Here is a 19,388-nt window from a genome sequence, read left to right on the forward strand (position 1 = left end):
TTATTTAAATTTGATTATTGAGAAGTACTAGTTCTTTTCTGAAAGATATCGTGAACCACTTCTGTTGGATAGTTAATGACTGTTTTACTTGATTTAAAGCCTGTTTTTACATTCTTTAAAAACGTTTTCATTTTGTTTGTAGGTGACTGTTTTTTGCTCATGACAAGGGTGTTTTTAGGGAATTAAAACGTTTAGTCTTATCCAAATATATGGAATTAATTTCTAAAACCTTTGATTTAAGCACATTAACCTTTTACGTGTAAACCATTATTTGTAAGCAAATTACAACTCAAACAAGTGATATCGCTCTATAATTAGTTACGATTTATTCATAATTCGTAATAACTGATTTAGTATTGGTCAGGAATTCTCTTCTTTATATCTTGCTATAATTTTTTCGTGACTTTTGATCACTTTTTTTGCCCAATCCAATCTTTTCTGGAGTTTTGCCTCATTTGATAATTGCCAATTGATGTTCGAATTTCTTAATAAGGATGTAACGTGCTGTAGAATAATAGCCGCAGAAACTGAGATATTTAGACTTTCTGTAAATCCAACCATCGGAATATGCAGCTTTACATCGGCGGCGTCTAGGACCATATCACTCAGACCTTCTTGCTCTTGCCCGAAGAAAAACGCAGAAGGTTTATCAATATTAAAATCTTTTAATTCTACCGAGTTGTCGTGCGGTGTTGTTGCTACAATTTGATATCCTCCATTTTTTAGCGAAGTAATGCATTCTTTGGTTGTGGTATACCTATTAACGTCTATCCATTTTTGCGCTCCCATAGCAATTTCACGATCAATCCGTTTGGCATTTATTTCTTCGATCACGTGTACATTCTGAATACCAAATACATCACAACTTCTTATAACCGCACTGGTATTATGTAACTGATAGACATCTTCTACTGCTACTGTAAAATAATTAGTACGTTGCTCAATTACCTTTTTATACAAACCCAATCTTCTTGGTGTGAGAAAGGATTCTAAATATTCTAATAGTTTTTGATCAATCATAGATCGCGAAAATATGAAAGCATCTTTTAATATTCGAATAATACAATAATTTGAACAAAAAAAAGGACAACAATTTTGTCATCCCCTCTCTAATTTTATTATAAAAACAATTTTTGTTCTTATACAAAACCTCTTTTACGAGCTTCTTCTAATAATTTCTGGTCATCAGCCTTTGCAATAGAAAACATCTCTTTGATTTGATTCTTGCGCTTTTCTATGGCACTTAGTGATAAACTTACATAGTTAGGCAGGTTTTTCGTTTTTACACCTCTGGATAAGTGATATAGAATCTTTAGATTTTTTTCATCTAAAGAGAAATTGTTGGTCATCATTTTTCTGAAATGATTATTTACCGTAGCACTATAGTACGGTGTACCACTTACGATATTATTAAATGCTAATAACAATTCACTAGAAGTAAGATCACTTTTAATTAGGAATCCAGACGGATTGATATTCTTTAGTATGTTATGTATTCTATGATCTTCTCTATGCATCGTAAGAATAATGATCTTAGCCTTAGGCAGTAGTTCCTTTGCATGCTTTGCCAGGTCTTCTCCGGATGTAATAGTTCCATCAGAAGAAGGTGGTAATTTGATATCTACAAAAAGCATATCATAAGGAGTAGTTTTAGAAGATTTAAGAATCAACTCATACGCATCATCACAATTAGATGCAATATCGATCTTGATCTGATATTCTTTTTGGTTTTCTCCTAATAAGGTGTTCTTGTAACCTTCGATAATCATAGGATGATCATCAATCATAAGAACTTTTAGCTTTTTCTTCATCTTTAAAATTTTGTGTGTCAATGGTTACCATATCGGTTCTATACAGTAGTAACTATATTTATCACCTTTTTAGTATACTGAAACCGGATCTGATAACTTTTTATTAATTAAATTGGTATGCCGACAGATACTTTTGTACCTGAATCCTGATTACTTATAAAATCTACGACTCCATTCATTTGGGTAACTCTGGACGTAATATTTTTTAAACCAATTCCTCTTTTGACCTTACTGCTTTTGAATCCTATTCCATCATCTAAAATAGTAAGATTTATTTTATCATCCACATAATTGAAGCTTATTTTTACGCTTTTTGCCTTTGCGTGTTTAAAAATGTTTTGTAACGACTCTTGTATAATACGAAACAGATTTACTTTTTTCTGATCATCTACGGTTTCCCAATCAATGTTCTCATCGTTAGAAAACTCAAACTCCATTTTATGTACGGTACACAGATCACTTACCAAACTCTCTACCACATCTACATAAGCAATATCGGGCGATAAGGTTTCTGTACCTAGATCATGAGATATTAACCGTATTTCTTTCTCTATAGATTTTAACTCATCGATATATTTATTTCTCGCATCGGTAAAACCATCATTGGCGCGTTGATTAATTCCATCCAGGCTTAATCGCACCCCAAACAGTCTACCCAGCACCCCATCGTGTAATTCTTCTGACATACGATGTTGCTCTAGTTTACGCCCTTCCTCTAGTTTGAGCTGCTGACTAAGCAGTAGTCGATAAATCTCTTGATTGGATTGTTGCTGTTTTTGCTCAAACAATAATTCTTTATTGCTTTGTTGCTGTTTAAAAATTACATACCCTAACAATGATAATACCGATAATCCAAATATAGCAAAGATAAGGAGTTGGTTTTCGCGGCTGATTTCTGCTATTTTTTCAACTTTTTCTTCTGTTTCAAAACGAATCCGGGCAAATTCATTTTTAAATAATCTTTCCTCTCGTTGTAAACTATCACTTAATCTAATATGAGCCTGTGCAAATCCCAGTGCTTCTTCACTACTCGAAACCTTGGCAAGAAGCAGATAAGACGTTAATAACTCTTCGTTATTATTCAGCTCATACAGATGTTTTTGAGCTTGTGACGCAAAAGTTTTAGCGATACTATCATTACCAATTGAGTGATAATACTCAGCTAAGTGCAATTTGTTTGTGCTTATCCCTTGAAGGTCATTTATGCTGTCGCGTATTCTAAGAGGTTTCAGAAAATCTTCTGGCTTTACATTGCTCTCTTTAGATAAAAAATTTACATATGCTAAATTATCCAGTAAAGCAGCATACCATTTCGGGTTACTTGACAAAAAACGTTTATGTGATAAAGCTTTATTATAGTAAGCCATTGCTTTATCATATTTCCTCTGAGATTTATAAACTGTTCCAATATTATTATTTCCTAACACAGCATATAGTGTATCTTTTGATGAATCCTTGGCATATTCTATAGCTTTGGAATGATAAGTTACAGCATCATCATATCTCTCTACATACTTAGCTAAGATTCCAAGATTCGTGTAACATATTGGCAAATATTTTGTGTTTCCAGATAATTCAAACTTCTCAATGGCACGTATTGTAAGATCCTCACTTTCTCCATAATCTTTTACTCTCCTCGATAATTTAGCCAAATCAATTAATGTTCTGCCGTGATCAAAGGCATAGGAAAGTGGATCAACTCTTTTGGTATTATCTAAAGAAATATAAATTTTTTCTGCCTTATAAAAATTCTTGTAAGCACTATCTAATTCCTTATTTCTATAATACATACCCAAGAAACCGTATGATTTAGCCATCGCTACAGAGTCATTAAGCAATTTAGACAGTTCTAGAGCCTTTTCATTTACATTTTTAAATTTTTCGTAATTTTTTAAAGAATAATATCCTTCTGATATTTTCTGAAAGCCTTCTAGTTTTTTGGAGGTATTTGGTAAAGTACGCACCATCCCATACGCCTTCATTAAATAGTTTTCTTTTTCCTCAATACTTAATGATTTTTGAGAAAAATTAGAGAGATTTGTTTCGATCATATTTGATTTAACCTCATCATTTTCAAAATCAATATCTTGATCGTTACAACTAAATAAAAGAATAAAAATTAATAAAATAATAGAAAATTTAGGTAACAACTTCATCAACTCTTTTTTATTTAACTAATTTAAATAAAAAAACAGGAACCTCCTTGAAGTTCCTGTTTTTTTTATTTGACGTTTTATTTTAATTAGTTCCCACTTCTTCCTCTGTATCTTCACCATCTGCTACAGTTTCAAATTCAACTTCCTCAACTCCCACTTCATCATTGATGTTGTCTGCTTCACAAGCGATGAACATTGAACTTACGAATAATACTGCGAATATAGTTTTTATAGCTTTCATAACGGTTTATCTTTAAATTATATCTTATTTTGGTAATTAGTTTATTAAATTTTATTTTCCTTTTTTTAAGACTTTTTTTGTCTGCTTTGAATTTACTTACGTTTATTCAGTTTTAAATGTTAAGGATTTCGCTGGCCAGCTGCATACTTAGATTTCTCTCTGTATATCCTTTTAGTAAATGTGTAATAGGTTGATAACCTTAATTGTACACTACAAATGTAGGGAGATTACCCTCACGCGCCCAATAAATTAAGGTGTGTTTAGTAGATGGATGCTTTTAAGAAGTAGATGGGTAGGATATACGGGTGGATGACCTGATTTTAAAAATCAGCTATTTTGTAAGAAATAGCTTACTAGTGTGATTCTGGTAAAGAAACTGCAAAAAAAACTTAAAAAAAAGTGAAAATGCCATAAAATGAACATCTAAATCATTTTTGACCATTTGTTTCCCTTATCACTGAAACACAATGGATTATAGATATTCCCCAAAAATGAATCAGAAATTTCCCTCTATCATATGTAAGTATTTAGTTTCAAAAACCTTAGAAAAAATCCCCACTGCAAAAATGTAGTGCATAAGGAAATAATTAATTAGAAGTAAAGGGAAAATTGCTATTAAGGTTGCAATCGAAATAAAACTGAAAACACTAAATTCTAAGACACCCATCCTAGCCTTCCCTGAGGGGAAGGAACTTACACTCGTAGGATCATATGATTATAAACAGAATTAAAACGTTTCAGTGAAAAACCTCCCTCTTTGAAGAGGGATTGAGGGAGATGTTGAAAAATTATTAGCACGAAAAGAGGCTGTCTAAAAAGTTACTTTACAATGTCAAACTGAGCCTGTCGAAGTTTTAACTTTTTGATTTTCAAAATGTCTTCGACAGGCTCAGACTGACAATTTCAGGTTTTATAGGCTTTTTAGACAACCTCTTTCTGACTTACATTCTATAATATAATGATTTTGTGTGAAATCAATATTAATAACAGGGTGCTTTCATACACATTTACTAGATACTTATAAATAGCATACTTTTATTAATATTCAACTAATTAAATATTGTCTTGCTTCTACAATACTTCGATCGGTTCAGAGTGTTATCTCAGTTTGATACGCAGAGATGTAGTTCGACTACTTAGTTTATTTTATCGCTACGCGATTTGGCAAAGCAAAAGTATAATTGCATTTGGATCCCAGCCTACGCTGGGATGTAGTTCAACCAGCTATTTTGAATACATTTCGTTTTTCAAAATAGGGTTTCACTACACATACAAGAAACTATTCTTTGCCAATGTATCCTTAATCTCTTCTACATTTGTTTTATAAGATTTAGAGAATGGAATCATATCTGTAGTGTTCTTAATAGCACATTTTGCTTTTCCAAAATGTATTCTCGACACATACTTAGTATTAATAATATAGCTATTATGAATCCTTACAAAATGATCCGGCAATAAGTTTTGAAAATGCTTTAATGTTTTAAATGCTTCTACCTTACTCCCATTGCTCATAATAAAATCTGTAGTATTATTATCGGCTTTTAGATACAATACTTCATCAATATTTACAAAACGGTAATCTCCGTATGATTTAAAACACAAGGTATTATCCATCACTTCATCAAAGTCTTTCTCAAACCTGTGTAAAGTTTTAATTAAATCACTTTTAGTCAATGGTTTAAGAATGTAATCCAAAACCTTATTACGGATACCTTCTATAGCATAATCCGAAGTTTTGGTAATAACAACAAACTCCGGTAGGTTGGTCATGTATTTGGTAAGTTCTGACATTAAATTATACTGCGTTTTGGAAGCTTGCACTCCGGGAACTTCTGGCTCTAAAAAAACCAATCTTGGCTTTCTCTCCAAAATCAAGTCCAGGGCTTCTTGCTCATTTTTAGCAATTCCTGTACAGATATAATTGTTGTGATCTTCTAATGCGATCTGAATTGTGCGTGCAGAATTCTGATCATTATCAATAATGATATAAGGGTATTTCATGAGGTAAACAATTAAAGGTTAGCGTTGGTTATTAAATACTATTAGTATTCTTAAAAAAATTGTACACATTTACTGAATACAAGTTAGGATTTTTAAGAATACCTATGTTACGGTAAAACCACAAAATTAGTACGGAGTCGTACTGCTTGTAAGGGATAGGAGCATTTCTTTGATCGGGGTAAACTAACATATTATCGGTTTATGGGGTTAAGATTCTCTAAACGAAAAAAGATAACCCTTAGTATGTTTTAGCAAAAACAACTGTAAATTTTATGTAATTGTATGTGTTTTAAATTTACTTAGGCACCATTTACAGATGTTTGATATACTTAGTTAAGGGTAAATTGAAATATTTTGAATAGTTTTAGCTAAATAAATTTCGATACATGAAAAAAGTAGTAGTACTTACAGGCGCTGGCATCAGTGCAGAAAGTGGTATTAACACCTTTAGGGATGCCGATGGACTGTGGGAAGGTCACGATATTATGGAAGTTGCTTCTCCTATTGGATGGCATAATAATCCGGCATTAGTGTTGGATTTTTATAATAAAAGACGAAGTCAATTACGCTCAGTTTCTCCTAATCTTGCTCATAAAGCACTGGTCACTTTGGAAGAAACTCATCAAGTTACCATTGTAACTCAAAATGTAGACGATCTACACGAACGAGCCGGCAGTAGTAATGTCCTGCATCTACATGGAGAATTGCTTAAAGTAAGAAGTCAGTTTGATGAAGACTTAATATTAGATTGGAAAACCGATCTAAACATCGGAGATTTCTGTGAATACAACTCTCAATTACGCCCTCATATCGTATGGTTTGGTGAAGAAGTTCCTATGCTGGATCGAGCAATACAAATAACTGAACAGGCAGACATTCTTATGATTATTGGCACCTCTATGCAGGTATATCCTGCTGCAAGTCTTTTACAATTTGCTCCACAGACCACTCCTATATATTTTATAGATCCGAAACCGGCAATAGCGCCAAAAGAAAATTTAAATATTCTGGCAGAAAGAGCTACTGTAGGTGTTCCTAAAGTAGTGAAGGAGTTGGTTGGTGGGTTTTAGTTGATAGTTGGTAGTTGATCCCGAATACTGAATACTGAATACTGAAATAACAAAACCTGAGATAGAATGATGAATCTTGAGGATGAAATTAGAAGTACGAATCATTCCAGAGAAAAGCGAAATTATTTCGCTAATCTGATTTTACAAAACCCTGATTTATTACCACAACTTTTAGAAATCTGTCACTTAACAGATGACGAAATATCCTGCAAAGCTTCTTGGGGACTAGAGTTTTTATGTAAAAAGAATCTGGAAGCAATGTTACCGTATTTAGATACCTTTATAGCACTACTCCCTAAAGTTTATCAAGATCCGGCTGTAAGACCAGTGGCAAAAATATGTGAGTATTTAATGCTGGCATACTATAAAGACAAAAGTCCCGAAGTCAAAAAATATATTACTCTGAGCCATCGAGAAAAAATAACTGAAGCTTGTTTTGATTGACTGATCTCTGACCAAAAGGTTGCTCCAAAGGCATATTCTATGACCAGCTTATATCTGTTGGGTACCGAATTTGACTGGGTGCATCCCGAACTAAAAATAACACTGGAAAATAATTATCATTCTGGAAGCGCTGCATATCAAGCAAGGTCCAGGATGATTTTGAAGAAACTTAAATAGTAGGTTGTAGGTAGTAATTAAAACTTTTTCCTCTTTCCTCTTTCTTCAAAATACACAACTTTCAACAAAAAATCATTCGCTATGGTTCGATATTCGGTATTAAATAAATTATCTTTGCAGCTTTCAAAAAAACAACATTATGTCATTATCTCCTTTGCAGGCAATATCACCCATTGATGGTCGCTACGCTTCTAAAACACAATCATTAAGTACCTATTTTAGTGAAGAAGCTTTGATTAAATATCGTGTTCTGGTAGAAATAGAATACTTTATTGCCCTATGCGAAATTCCGCTACCGCAGCTAAAGAATGTTGATACTGCTATTTTTGAAAAGTTAAGAGAAATTTACACACAATTCTCTACAAAAGACGCGCAGGCTATTAAGGACATCGAAAAAGTAACCAACCACGATGTAAAGGCTGTAGAGTATTTTATCAAAGAGAAGTTTGATATACTCGGATTACAAGCATATAAAGAATTTATTCACTTTGGATTAACCTCTCAGGATATTAATAACACAGCGATTCCCTTAAGCATCAAAGAAGCTGTTGGTGATGTATACATTCCGCATTATTTAGAGTTACTGGAGAAACTTAAATCCTTAGTAGGAGAATGGTCTGATGTTTCTATGCTGGCACGCACACACGGACAGCCTGCATCCCCTACTCGATTAGGAAAAGAGTTTCAGGTATATGTAACTCGATTAGAAGCTCAGTTTGATTTATTAAATGACATCCCTAGTGCTGCCAAATTTGGAGGAGCCACCGGAAATTTTAATGCACATAAGGTGGCCTACCCTTCTATCGACTGGAAAGCCTTTGGAACCCGTTTTGTGCAAGAGAAATTAGGACTGCATCACTCCTTCCCAACCACTCAGATTGAACATTATGACCATATGGCTGCCTTGTTTGATGGACTAAAACGTATCAATACTATTATTTTAGATTTGGATCGTGATGTATGGACCTATGTTTCTATGGATTATTTTAAACAGAAAATCAAAAAAGGAGAAGTTGGATCCTCTGCGATGCCACATAAAGTAAATCCAATAGATTTTGAAAATAGCGAAGGTAATATTGGTATTGCAAATGCTTTGTTCGAACATCTATCGGCAAAATTACCGGTGAGTCGATTACAGCGTGACTTGACCGACAGCACGGTATTGAGAAATGTAGGTGTACCTTTCGGACATACCATTATTGCTTTTCAGGCGACATTAAAGGGACTGAATAAATTATTATTAAACGAAGAAAAGTTTGCTCAGGATCTGGAGAATAACTGGGCAGTCGTGGCAGAGGCAATTCAGACGATCTTAAGAAGAGAAGGATATCCTAATCCTTATGAAGCACTAAAAGGATTAACCAGAACAAATGCTAAGATCAATCAGAACTCTATTGCAAATTTTATTGAAACCTTAGAAGTATCCGATAGCATAAAATCTGAATTAAAGGTAATTACTCCTTCAAACTATACGGGGATATAGCTGATGGTTAATGGAATTTATCGTAAGAAAAAAGCTTCGACTCATTTAAATCGAAGCTTTTATTTTTAAGATATGATAATTCGTTCTTAATCGATTTTGACCTCTCCCAAAATATCTTTAATAGCTCCAATATCTAAGTTTCCTTTATCTATGGCATTCATGAGTTTTGCGATATTTTCAGGTTTCATATCATCTCCTAAAACCCGTACCAATGCTAAACCTCTTTCATTATTGGAAGCAAATACGATCATTTCGTCAATGTTATCTTCATCTCCCTGAAACTTTAATACAGCTTTTGTTCCATTAGACCCAAATCGCATTAAGGTTTCATACTTTTCTGCATCCAGGATAGTATTGATCGCTGTTTTCTCTTCTTCGTATCGTGCTTTTGTTTTTTCTTTTAAAGGTAGCGCCAAAAAATTGACTTTTTTAATACTTTCTAACGCTGCTCTCTCATCTGCAGAAAGCTCTACTTCTCTGGTTTTGGCATCTAACAGGCTTGTTGCCAGATCTACCGCTATAAAATCTGCATCTCCCTGATGATCCACGAAATATCGTTGTAATGAGACTCCATTATTACAGCTCATCAGAAACATCAGGCAAGCTATAGCAGTAATTTTTATAATATTTTTCATTTGAATTGGTTTTTTGATTCGCCTATTGCAGGCTAGGTTGATTGATGATCAGTATAGTAAGCTTCTTCAGACGAGGTCTGAAGAAGCTTGGGTGTAACTTAAACTAAACATATAAGCTTAATTTTTCTTTTTTACTTTTTTAAGTTCTTGTCCTCCCGGAACGTTTAGGTGATCAGCAATTTTAGACACTTGTCTTAAATCGATATCCCCAGTAATGGTTAACACTACGGTATTTGGTCCACCATCATTTTCCATCCCTTCCATAAACATAAACAGTTCTGTAACAAAGTTGTCATTTTTACCGGGTTTAGAGTAAAACTTTACATTTTTACCATCACTCTTCACGCGCATCAATTCATCTAAAGAAGTACTGCTAAGATATTTTTGAACATCGGCCTTCATTTTTTGACCTATTTCAACGTTTTCTGTAGCGAATACTTTAATATTTTTGATGTTCTCTACAAGATTCATATATTCTTTAACTTCTGGATCATTACTTTCTAGATCCATTTTGCTCAACAGCTTAAACATTTTACTTGTTACTACCACCGACGATACATCATTCATATCTTCGTACTTATCAAAATTACTCTGCGCAACTGATAAATAAGGTACTAATGCTACTAATAGTATGATTGCAAACTTTTTCATAATTATTTCAATTTTAAAGGTTCCCATATCTAGGGAAATAATATTCGTATTTATTTTATTAATTTGTTTTTGGCGTCTTGGAACTCATTTAGATATACCAAATCCTTTTTGGCAGTTTCAAACTCGTTAAGGTACACCAGGTCCTTTTTGCCCTCGTTCATTAATTTAGCCACCAAATCGAGAGCTTCTTTGGTTTTTTGTAAGGCTATTTCAGGATCTTCGATAGTACCTGTATTACCTTCCATTACTAAAAGCGGTCCTTTATCAGGATCTGCTCCCGGCAACAAATTTGTCATAAACAGCCCCACAATCAAAGCTATTGATGCTGCTACACCTACCCAGGTGTACCAGGGCACTTTATTAGTACTTAGTTGAACCTCTGAAGTAGCGGTTACCTGACTCTCATTAGAAAAAAACTGAAACAAATCTTTGTATCTTTCCAAATGTGACGGCACACTTTCTCCGGTAAAATAAACCTTTAATTCTTTTTCTTCAGAAAGGGTCGTTTCTCCTTCAAAATACTTTTCCAGTAGTTTTTCTATGTTAGACAACTCCATAATTGTGTTTTTTTAATAATTCTTGTCGTATTGTTTTTCTTCCTCTTGATAAAGCCACTCGCACTGCTGTTTCATTCATTTCCAACATCTCGGCTATCTCTGCATTATCATATTGTTCTATATCTCTAAGCTGAATAATCATTCGTTGTTGTTCTGGTAATCCATCCATAATCTTACCAACCCACTCCAGACTATCTTTTGCTTCCACTTCTCGCTGTAATGATGGTCTTTCATCTTTATAATTACTGTGTACGATTTTCAAATTTCCTGCTTCCTTTGCTTTTAATTTATCGTAACAATAGTTTTTTGTCATTGTCATCGCAAATGCTTCTACATTTTTATACTCAGCCATTTTGGTTTTATTCTTCCATAGCTTTAATAGTATCTCTTGTGTAGCATCTTCTGCTTCCTCATTACTCACCAACAATCTTTTAGCCAACCTATACAGCTTGTCTTTAAAACCATTAGTAAGCGTAATAAATGCTCTTTCTTTCATATTCGTTGGTTGGTTGTTACAAAACTAACTTGTTAGCTTTATATAAGGGAGACGACTATAGCTATAATTTGTTACACAATTTTTTTTAAATTATAATAAAGTACCTATTTTTAGGGTTATATAAAACAAAAAAAGTCTATGAAATGAACCATAACAATGATGTTGAAATCAACCAACATGATTATTGGTGAATTACATCTGACCATTGAAAATTAATAATTATAAACAGATGAAATTCTTAAAGTATATTACCCTGCTTCTTTTCTTTGGAAGTATGTTTACCAGTTGTTTTGATGATAATGATGATGTGATAAGACCATCTTCTGAGCTTGAGATCAAGGATTTTATTAGAAGAGGAATGAATGTATGGTATCTCTATAAAGAAGATAGCCCGGATTTAGCGAATGATCGTTTTTCATCAGATCAGGAATACACGGATTTCCTAAATTCTTTTGACTCCCCCGAATCACTTTTTAATCATTTTGTTGCCAGTCAGGATGAATTTAGTTGGATCGTTGATGATTATATTGCTCTTGAACAATCATTTGATGGAATTTCTCTGAGCAACGGAATGCGATTTGGATTGGTACGTTATCCCAATGATCCTACTCAAGTGTTTGGATATGTAAGATACGTACTACCGGGAACTGATGCAGAAACCAAAGGAATTAAAAGAGGAGATATCTTTAATACCGTAAACGGAACACAGCTTACAGAAACAAATACAGGTCAATTACTATCTCCCGATTCTTACACTATAGGGTTAGCCACTTTTGATGGTAACGACATTACCCCTACAGGAATTTCGGTAGAATTAACAAAAGTACAATACACAGAAAATCCTGTTTTTCTAACCAAAACACTGGATGTAGGCGGAAATCCGGTTGGATATATCATGTACAACGCTTTTAGATCAAATTTTGAAAATGATCTCAATAATGCATTTGGTCAATTTAAAACGGATGGGGTTACTGATATCATATTAGATTTACGATACAATGGTGGTGGCGATACAGAGACTACAAAAGATCTTGCCAGCATGATTACCGGACAATTTAATGGGGAAATCTTTTCAACCGAAGAATGGAATTCTGATCGTCAGCCACAGTTTGGAGATACCAACCGTTTCGATAACCAGATCAGAAGTGGAGCAGCTATAAATAGTCTTAATCTAAGCAAGGTTTATATTATTACCACAAACAGATCTGCCTCTGCAAGCGAGCTAATCATTAATGGATTGGATCCATACATCAATGTCACACAGGTAGGAGACGTAACGAGAGGTAAATTTCAAGCTTCGATAACAGTTTATGATTCTGATAACTTCTTTAGATCCGGAACGAACCTGAATAGAGGTCATACATACGCATTACAACCTCTAGTACTTAAAACCATTAATTCTGTTGGATTCACAGATTATTTTAATGGATTTACTCCTGAAATAAGCTTAAGAGAAGATTATAGTAACCTTGGCGAGCTTGGAGATCCTAATGAACCACTGCTGAATGCCGCCATCAATGATATCTTAGGAAATCGATCTCCGTTACAAAAAAACGTGTTAGCATTTGATGAAATTGGAGGTGACAATATGTTCAACCCTGATTATGAAAGAATGTATAAGAATCTTGAAGAGAAGTAACTAAAGATTTAATTTATAAAATAAAAAATGTCCCAAAATCGATTGATTTTGGGACATTTTTGTTACTATTTTACTTCTGGTTTAGAACTTTAAATTAAATCCTATTCTGGCATTTCTACCTCTGGTATTAAATCCAAATATTTCCTGATAATCATCATTAGTGATATTATTCATCGCAGCAAAAACTGTCATATTTTCCAAAAGTTCATGACTGATATAAAAATCCAAAATCCCGTAGCTATCCAAAGGAACCGGTGTTGGTGCAAATGTCATTGGATCAAAACTGGTATCTGCTCGCTCTCCATTATATTGATAACTGAGAGACGTAAAGGTTTTATCGAATAGTTGGTAACCAATGGTTGCCTGAATGGTATGCTCCGGAATCCTTATGTTATTTTCTAATCTAGATATATTTGTATAGGTGTAATTAGCTCGAAGTGTCAATTTATCATCAATCATTTTTGTATCTAACTCCGCCTCTACACCGTCCACTTCAATATCCGTAGGCGAATTAAAATTCACAAACGTGTTTGGGTCAAATGTGATAAAATTCTCTGATTTTCTATTGAAATATACTATACTCAAAATAGCTTTTTTTGCATGAGATAACTCTACCCCACCTTCAATCGTTCTACTCTCTTCTGGTTCCAGATCCGGATTTCCGCTAAAAAATGCCGTATCATATAATTGAAATAATGACGGAGTGATGTATGCCGTACTATAACTGGCCAACGCTTTAAGGTAATTATCTCCAAAAGTATAAGTAAACGATGGATTGATATTGTACACCAAATGATTGCCATATGCGCTATGAATGTTTAGCCTTGCTCCTGCATTTAGGTTTAAACCAAAATCAGATACATATACTAAATTGACATATGGATCAATGATATCAAAATCAGCTTCATTATCATTAATAGTTTGTTCTAAATCATCGCTACCAAAGGGAATATTAAATAAATTAAAATCACTATATGATCCGTTGGCACCTATAACTGTATAAAAAGTATCTTTGATATTGTACTTGTTATAAGCATCAAAAGTGTATACTTTACTTTCGTATCTAGATGGAAAATCAGATATAAATTCTCTTTCTAACAAGGCATAACTATCTACAAATGTAAAGCTCCCGTTAGGGTATTTAGCTTCCCAGAAACTTCCTCCCCTTAATTGACGACTTTTAAATTGATTATCAGCATCAAACCCGGCTCCTCCATCAAAATCCGTTTTATACTTATCCAAGTTTCCGAAAAAATGAAACCTGAAATTCTTATTCCATTGATACCCTAATTTAGCCGACACGTTAAATTTATTATATGCATCACTCTCTGCACCTTCTGCCTCTGCAGCCGATAAACCATCTGTAAATTGATTACTAAAGCTTCCTAAATAACTTACCTTACCAATTGTTCCATTAATCGATGCTGAATTTACAAACTCGTTTACGTCGTAGTCCTGATCTTCTTGTGACTGGTTCGTACCAATACTTGAGGAAAATTGAGCCGCTATGGCTTTCTTACTTTCAGACTTGGTAGTGATATTAATAACAGCAGCAGCAGCACCTGATCCATATAAAGTACTCGAAGCACCTTTTAGAATCTCTATCGATTCTATTTGATCTACAGACAATAATCTAAGGTCAAAATCCCCAGCAGATGATGATGGATCGCTTACCGTTACCCCATCAATTCTAATCACCACCTGTCGATTACGACCTCCACGTACATAGACACCTAATGGTTCTCCGGCTGCATTGTTACTACCATTGATAAATACTCCGGCAACTCTGTTTAAAACAGTGGCCACAGATTGTCCCTGACTACGTTCTAATTCTTCTGAAGTAATTTTGGTAATTACCTTACCACTAAGTTCTCTTTTTAATTTGAATTTAGAATCAGAAAGTACTACTTCTTCTAATTGGTTTACTTTTTCATCTTTGGCCGAATCTTGCGCTGAAACAACCTGAGCTCCTAACATCAATAGTGCAGCCCCAAAAAACACTTTTTTGTTCATTTCCTAAATGACTTAATTTTACAATTACCGGAAAAAAGTATGCAGTTTACCCATACCTAAACTTCTATCCCGAAAGTTTACTATCACGAACCTAGGCAGGTCTCCTGGCTTGCGTCTTGTTGTTTACCTTCCCATCCCGATCCTATCGGGACAGTGGTTTTAAAGAATTAACAACAAGCATCCGTCATAGACGAACAAAGCTTACAGTTGCGGGAACAGCTCAGGAATTTCTTAAAAAACGAGAAAAGAAAGTAGAAAAAGAAAAGGTAGAAGTTGTTATTTCTAATTTTGTTTTTCGAATTTCACATTTCTAAAATCACCTGATTCCCTTTTAATCCTAAACACTATGAAAGTGTTTTGGAACCAAAATTCTGCGCGAATGTATTATATTTTATAGAATTTAAGTTATGTTTTAGGAAATAATAATTCAGGTAGTTATTAGTTATGAATATCTAAGTAAGAAAAGAATGTCTAAACAATTGATTTATTACTTTTACAAAAAAAATAATATGCGTAGCATTATTATCCTCTGCCTACTGTTTTCTTTAGGATTTATTTCTTGTAAAAAAGATAAACAAGTAACAGAAACTATTAAAACACCTATACTAGTAGATCAAAAAATTGAGTTTGCCACTGGATTTTCAATTCAAAATCATAAAGGCTATAAGAAAATAAATGTAAATGCTCCTTGGCCTAATGCAAAAAACGTTTTTACTTATATTTTATATCCCAAAGGTTCTAAAAGACCAAACCTGACAACAAATGCGAATACTCGGTTTATACAAATACCTATAGACAAAACAGTACTTACTTCTACAACCGAAATCCCTATATTAGAGTATTTACAACTTGAGAAAAAGCTAGTAGGTTTTCCGAATACAGACTATATTTCTTCAGAAAAAACCAGATCTTTAGTAGATAATGGGTTGGTTAAAGATTTGGGGAGCGAGCGCTCTATGAACACCGAATTGGTCTTAGAACTTTCTCCAGAATTAATTTTTGGGTTTTCGGCTACAGGAGACACCAGAACTTATGATTTAATCGAAAAAACTGGTATCCCTGTTGTAATGAATGGTTCCTGGATGGAGCAACATCCTTTGGGACGAGCAGAATGGATAAAATTTGTAGCTGCATTCTTCAATAAAGAGAAAGAAGCTTCTATAATTTTTGAAAAAATAAAAGAAGATTATACAAAAGCTGCTTCATTAGCAAAGAGCGCATCTCAAAGACCCACGGTATTAGCAGGTGGCATGTTTAAGGATATTTGGCACGTTCCCGGAGGGCAAAGTTTTGTGGCTAGAATTTTAAAAGACGCGAATACAGATTATCTGTGGGCAAATACCCAACAAACCGGAAGCGTTGCACTTAATTTTGAAAGTGTATTGGAAAAAGCGCAGAATGCTGATTTATGGATAGGTTCCGGGGCTTCTAAATCATTAGAAGAACTAGAAAAAAAAAACAATCGATACACCCTTTTTGACGCATTTAAAAATAAAACCGTATATTCTTCAACATTAAAAACTGGTGCAAAAGGTGGATTAGTATACTACGAATTAGGTCCTATGCGTCCGGATTTGATTCTGAAAGATATCATCCAAATTGCCCACCCTGAACTATTAAGAGATTACGAACCTTATTTTTTCGAAAAACTGAACTAGTTGACCCCAAACAAATCATATAAAAGTGTATTCATTGTCATTATCATAGTATTATTACTATGCTTTGTCACCAATATAAGTCTCGGCTCTGTCCTAATACCGTGGTTAGACACTTTAAAAAGTCTCATAGGGGCCAATGTCGAAAAAGAATCCTGGAGACTCATTATTATAGAGTATAGACTGCCAAAAGCTATTACTGCCGTTATTGTGGGTAGCGGATTGGGGGTGTCCGGGTTACTAATGCAAACATTATTCAGAAATCCTTTAGCCGGACCTTTTGTATTAGGAATAAGTTCTGGTGCTAGTCTTGGTGTTGCTTTGCTAATTTTAGGAAGTGCTTTTATCGGTGGTTCTGCAGCATTGTTATTAGTATCCAATTGGGGACTTGTGATTGCTGCCAGCATCGGGAGTGTTTTGGTACTTTTTATGGTCACATTAGTATCTATCAAAGTAAGGGATACCATGGCTATTTTAATTATTGGACTTATGTTTGGTAGCATTACTGCAGCAATAGTAAGTGTACTTTCCTACTTTGCTCCGGCAGAACAGCTACAGCGTTACATTTTTTGGGGATTTGGAAGTTTAGGAAATTTATCCTGGATGGATGTATTCATTTTTTCTGTCATTGCTTTAGTAGGAATGATACTGGCTGTATTTGCCATCAAACCGTTAAACACCTTATTACTTGGAGAAAATTATGCACGAAGTTTGGGCTTAAACATTAAAAAAAATCGTTTTTTAATTATTATTGCCACCGGATTATTAGCAGGAAGTATTACAGCTTTTGCAGGTCCCATTGCATTTATTGGTTTAGCCGTTCCGCACCTGACTAGACAATTATTTCATACTTCGGATCATAAAATATTGATTCCGGCGGTTATATTATTTGGGAGTATTATTATGTTAGTATGTGATACCATTTCGCAATTACCCGGCACAGAGTATACATTGCCTATCAATGCCATTACCTCATTGATTGGGGCTCCGGTTGTAATCTGGTTATTGGTCAGGAAACGAAAAATGTTGTTTTAATTCAGTACTGAGTAGTTAGTATTAAGTATTAATTAATATGAAATAGGTATGAAATATTAAGTGTGATGTTGAAGTCTTATGATGAAAGTGAACAGGAAAGCAGAAAGCAACTATAAGGAAATAAAAAATAGGAGTTTCCAATATTTGAAACTTAATACTTTGTACTCATTACTCAATACTAAGTTATTATGGAAATAGAGTCATTAGAAACTGAAAATCAAAATATCGTCCTTAGAACAGAAGATCTATCGATCGGTTACCGCCATAAAAATAAATTGGAGGTGGTAGCGGCTGATATCAATCTAAAATTATACGAAGGCGAACTTGTTGGATTAGTCGGCGCTAATGGTATTGGTAAATCTACATTACTTCGTACCCTATCAAAAGTACAACCGGCTCTTCGCGGAGATATCTTTTTATCCGATAAAGAAATTAAAACCTATAAAACTTCTGAATTAGCTTCTCAGTTAAGCATTGTACTTACCGAACAAATTGCCTCGAAGAACTTAACAGTACAAGAGCTGGTAGCTCTAGGAAGACAACCGTACACCAATTGGGTCGGTAAACTATTGGAAGAAGATATTGAAAAAGTACGAAAAGCTATAGAAGTTACCCATATTTCAGAATTGGTAGACAGGAGATGTTTCGAATTAAGTGACGGCCAGTTACAAAAAGTACTTATCGCTCGTGCAATTGCCCAGGATACTCCTTTTATTATGTTAGATGAACCTACGACACATCTAGATGTATATCATAAAGCATATATTCTAAAGCTATTAAAACGTTTAGCTTTCGAAACTCAAAAAACAATATTGTTTTCGACTCATGAGATTGATTTTGCGATTCAATTGTGTGATAAAATGATTGTCATGAATACTGAAGGTTTTGAATTTGGTCGTCCCAAAGAATTAATTCAATGCCGCGCTTTTTCATCACTCTTTCCCGAAGATTTAATCTTGTTTGATCCAAAAACTGGAAGTTATAAGGTAAGGCATTGATTATTTAGAAAAGCATCATCAAAAGCTTTATAAACTTTAACCTTAGATTTGCTACCCACTTCTTTTTATCATTACAACACAAAAAAGCATTCATATTTTGATTGACACCCTTCCGTACTATTTAACTAATAAAATCTAACATATTGGCATTACGCTTATAAATCAATTTTAAAAAAAAGGTTTTACCATAAAAAATATATCGGAAAACCATTTTAGCAACCAAAAACTTCTAACTAAATTGACCAAGGGAATTTTCTCTTATAAACAGGAAAACAAATATGACAAAAAACAGTCCTGTTGTTTTTTAGTTTACTACAAAACCAAAA

18 protein-coding genes and 1 riboswitch are annotated in these 19,388 nt (G+C 34.0%); of the genes, 8 read left to right on the plus strand and 10 right to left on the minus strand.

Annotated elements, in window-relative coordinates; genetic code table 11:
- Positions 1 to 14 precede the first annotated feature (14 nt).
- The 5 genes from ACE94K_RS19000 to ACE94K_RS19020 all read right to left on the minus strand — a co-directional run bounded on the left by ACE94K_RS19000 (position 15) and on the right by ACE94K_RS19020 (position 6,209).
- Positions 15 to 161, minus strand: a complete 147-nt coding sequence (locus ACE94K_RS19000) for a hypothetical protein (RefSeq protein WP_378176123.1) — start codon at positions 159 to 161, stop codon at positions 15 to 17.
- 199 nt (positions 162 to 360) lie between these two features.
- A complete protein-coding gene (locus ACE94K_RS19005; protein WP_378176126.1) occupies positions 361 to 1,020 on the minus strand; it encodes a TrmH family RNA methyltransferase in 660 nt (219 codons plus the stop codon).
- 119 nt (positions 1,021 to 1,139) lie between these two features.
- On the minus strand, positions 1,140 to 1,811 hold the full coding sequence (locus ACE94K_RS19010) for a response regulator (protein WP_378176129.1): 672 nt from the start codon (positions 1,809 to 1,811) through the stop codon (positions 1,140 to 1,142).
- A 107-nt stretch (positions 1,812 to 1,918) separates the two neighbouring features.
- Complete coding sequence (locus ACE94K_RS19015; RefSeq protein WP_378176132.1) at positions 1,919 to 3,967, minus strand: ATP-binding protein; 2,049 nt, start codon at positions 3,965 to 3,967, stop codon at positions 1,919 to 1,921.
- Between the two features lie 1,504 nt (positions 3,968 to 5,471).
- Positions 5,472 to 6,209: a LytR/AlgR family response regulator transcription factor gene (locus ACE94K_RS19020; protein WP_378176135.1), complete on the minus strand. Its 738-nt coding sequence runs from the start codon at positions 6,207 to 6,209 to the stop codon at positions 5,472 to 5,474.
- A gap of 386 nt (positions 6,210 to 6,595) precedes the next feature.
- On the opposite strand from ACE94K_RS19020, the gene ACE94K_RS19025 reads away from it, so the two are divergent.
- The 4 genes from ACE94K_RS19025 to purB all read left to right on the plus strand — a co-directional run bounded on the left by ACE94K_RS19025 (position 6,596) and on the right by purB (position 9,383).
- Positions 6,596 to 7,279: an NAD-dependent deacetylase gene (locus ACE94K_RS19025; protein ID WP_378176138.1), complete on the plus strand. Its 684-nt coding sequence runs from the start codon at positions 6,596 to 6,598 to the stop codon at positions 7,277 to 7,279.
- 66 nt (positions 7,280 to 7,345) lie between these two features.
- Positions 7,346 to 7,723 (plus strand): hypothetical protein, encoded by a 378-nt coding sequence (locus ACE94K_RS19030; RefSeq protein WP_378176141.1) that lies wholly within the window; start codon positions 7,346 to 7,348, stop codon positions 7,721 to 7,723.
- Positions 7,724 to 7,762: 39 nt separating this feature from the next.
- Entirely contained in the window at positions 7,763 to 7,900 is a 138-nt protein-coding gene (locus ACE94K_RS19035) for a hypothetical protein (protein ID WP_378176144.1), read from the plus strand.
- Positions 7,901 to 8,039: 139 nt separating this feature from the next.
- Positions 8,040 to 9,383 (plus strand): adenylosuccinate lyase, encoded by a 1,344-nt coding sequence (gene purB / locus ACE94K_RS19040; protein ID WP_378176147.1) that lies wholly within the window; start codon positions 8,040 to 8,042, stop codon positions 9,381 to 9,383.
- Between the two features lie 86 nt (positions 9,384 to 9,469).
- On the opposite strand, the gene ACE94K_RS19045 is transcribed toward purB, so the two are convergent.
- The 4 genes from ACE94K_RS19045 to ACE94K_RS19060 all read right to left on the minus strand — a co-directional run bounded on the left by ACE94K_RS19045 (position 9,470) and on the right by ACE94K_RS19060 (position 11,722).
- Positions 9,470 to 10,018, minus strand: a complete 549-nt coding sequence (locus tag ACE94K_RS19045) for a DUF4252 domain-containing protein (RefSeq protein ID WP_378176151.1) — start codon at positions 10,016 to 10,018, stop codon at positions 9,470 to 9,472.
- A 117-nt stretch (positions 10,019 to 10,135) separates the two neighbouring features.
- Entirely contained in the window at positions 10,136 to 10,669 is a 534-nt protein-coding gene (locus tag ACE94K_RS19050; protein WP_378176154.1) for a DUF4252 domain-containing protein, read from the minus strand.
- A gap of 50 nt (positions 10,670 to 10,719) precedes the next feature.
- Positions 10,720 to 11,226: a hypothetical protein gene (locus ACE94K_RS19055; RefSeq protein WP_378176157.1), complete on the minus strand. Its 507-nt coding sequence runs from the start codon at positions 11,224 to 11,226 to the stop codon at positions 10,720 to 10,722.
- Entirely contained in the window at positions 11,213 to 11,722 is a 510-nt protein-coding gene (locus ACE94K_RS19060; protein ID WP_378176160.1) for an RNA polymerase sigma factor, read from the minus strand. Before ACE94K_RS19060 ends, ACE94K_RS19055 begins: the two co-directional genes overlap by 14 nt.
- Before the next feature lie 229 nt (positions 11,723 to 11,951).
- Between ACE94K_RS19060 and ACE94K_RS19065 the strand changes: the two genes are divergently transcribed.
- A complete protein-coding gene (locus tag ACE94K_RS19065; RefSeq protein WP_378176163.1) occupies positions 11,952 to 13,361 on the plus strand; it encodes a S41 family peptidase in 1,410 nt (469 codons plus the stop codon).
- An 81-nt stretch (positions 13,362 to 13,442) separates the two neighbouring features.
- On the opposite strand, the gene ACE94K_RS19070 is transcribed toward ACE94K_RS19065, so the two are convergent.
- Positions 13,443 to 15,374, minus strand: a complete 1,932-nt coding sequence (locus ACE94K_RS19070) for a TonB-dependent receptor plug domain-containing protein (protein ID WP_378176166.1) — start codon at positions 15,372 to 15,374, stop codon at positions 13,443 to 13,445.
- Between the two features lie 76 nt (positions 15,375 to 15,450).
- Positions 15,451 to 15,757: riboswitch (cobalamin riboswitch) on the minus strand.
- A 126-nt stretch (positions 15,758 to 15,883) separates the two neighbouring features.
- On the opposite strand from ACE94K_RS19070, the gene ACE94K_RS19075 reads away from it, so the two are divergent.
- From ACE94K_RS19075 to ACE94K_RS19085, 3 genes are all read left to right on the plus strand, one after another.
- Positions 15,884 to 17,032, plus strand: a complete 1,149-nt coding sequence (locus tag ACE94K_RS19075) for an ABC transporter substrate-binding protein (RefSeq protein WP_378176169.1) — start codon at positions 15,884 to 15,886, stop codon at positions 17,030 to 17,032.
- On the plus strand, positions 17,033 to 18,064 hold the full coding sequence (locus tag ACE94K_RS19080; protein ID WP_378176172.1) for a FecCD family ABC transporter permease: 1,032 nt from the start codon (positions 17,033 to 17,035) through the stop codon (positions 18,062 to 18,064). It begins immediately after the preceding gene.
- Positions 18,065 to 18,252: 188 nt separating this feature from the next.
- Complete coding sequence (locus ACE94K_RS19085; RefSeq protein WP_378176175.1) at positions 18,253 to 19,062, plus strand: ABC transporter ATP-binding protein; 810 nt, start codon at positions 18,253 to 18,255, stop codon at positions 19,060 to 19,062.
- The last annotated feature ends 326 nt before the right edge of the window (positions 19,063 to 19,388 follow it).

Origin of the sequence: Aquimarina besae, assembly GCF_042434905.1 — a bacterium.
Lineage (GTDB): Bacteria > Bacteroidota > Bacteroidia > Flavobacteriales > Flavobacteriaceae > Aquimarina.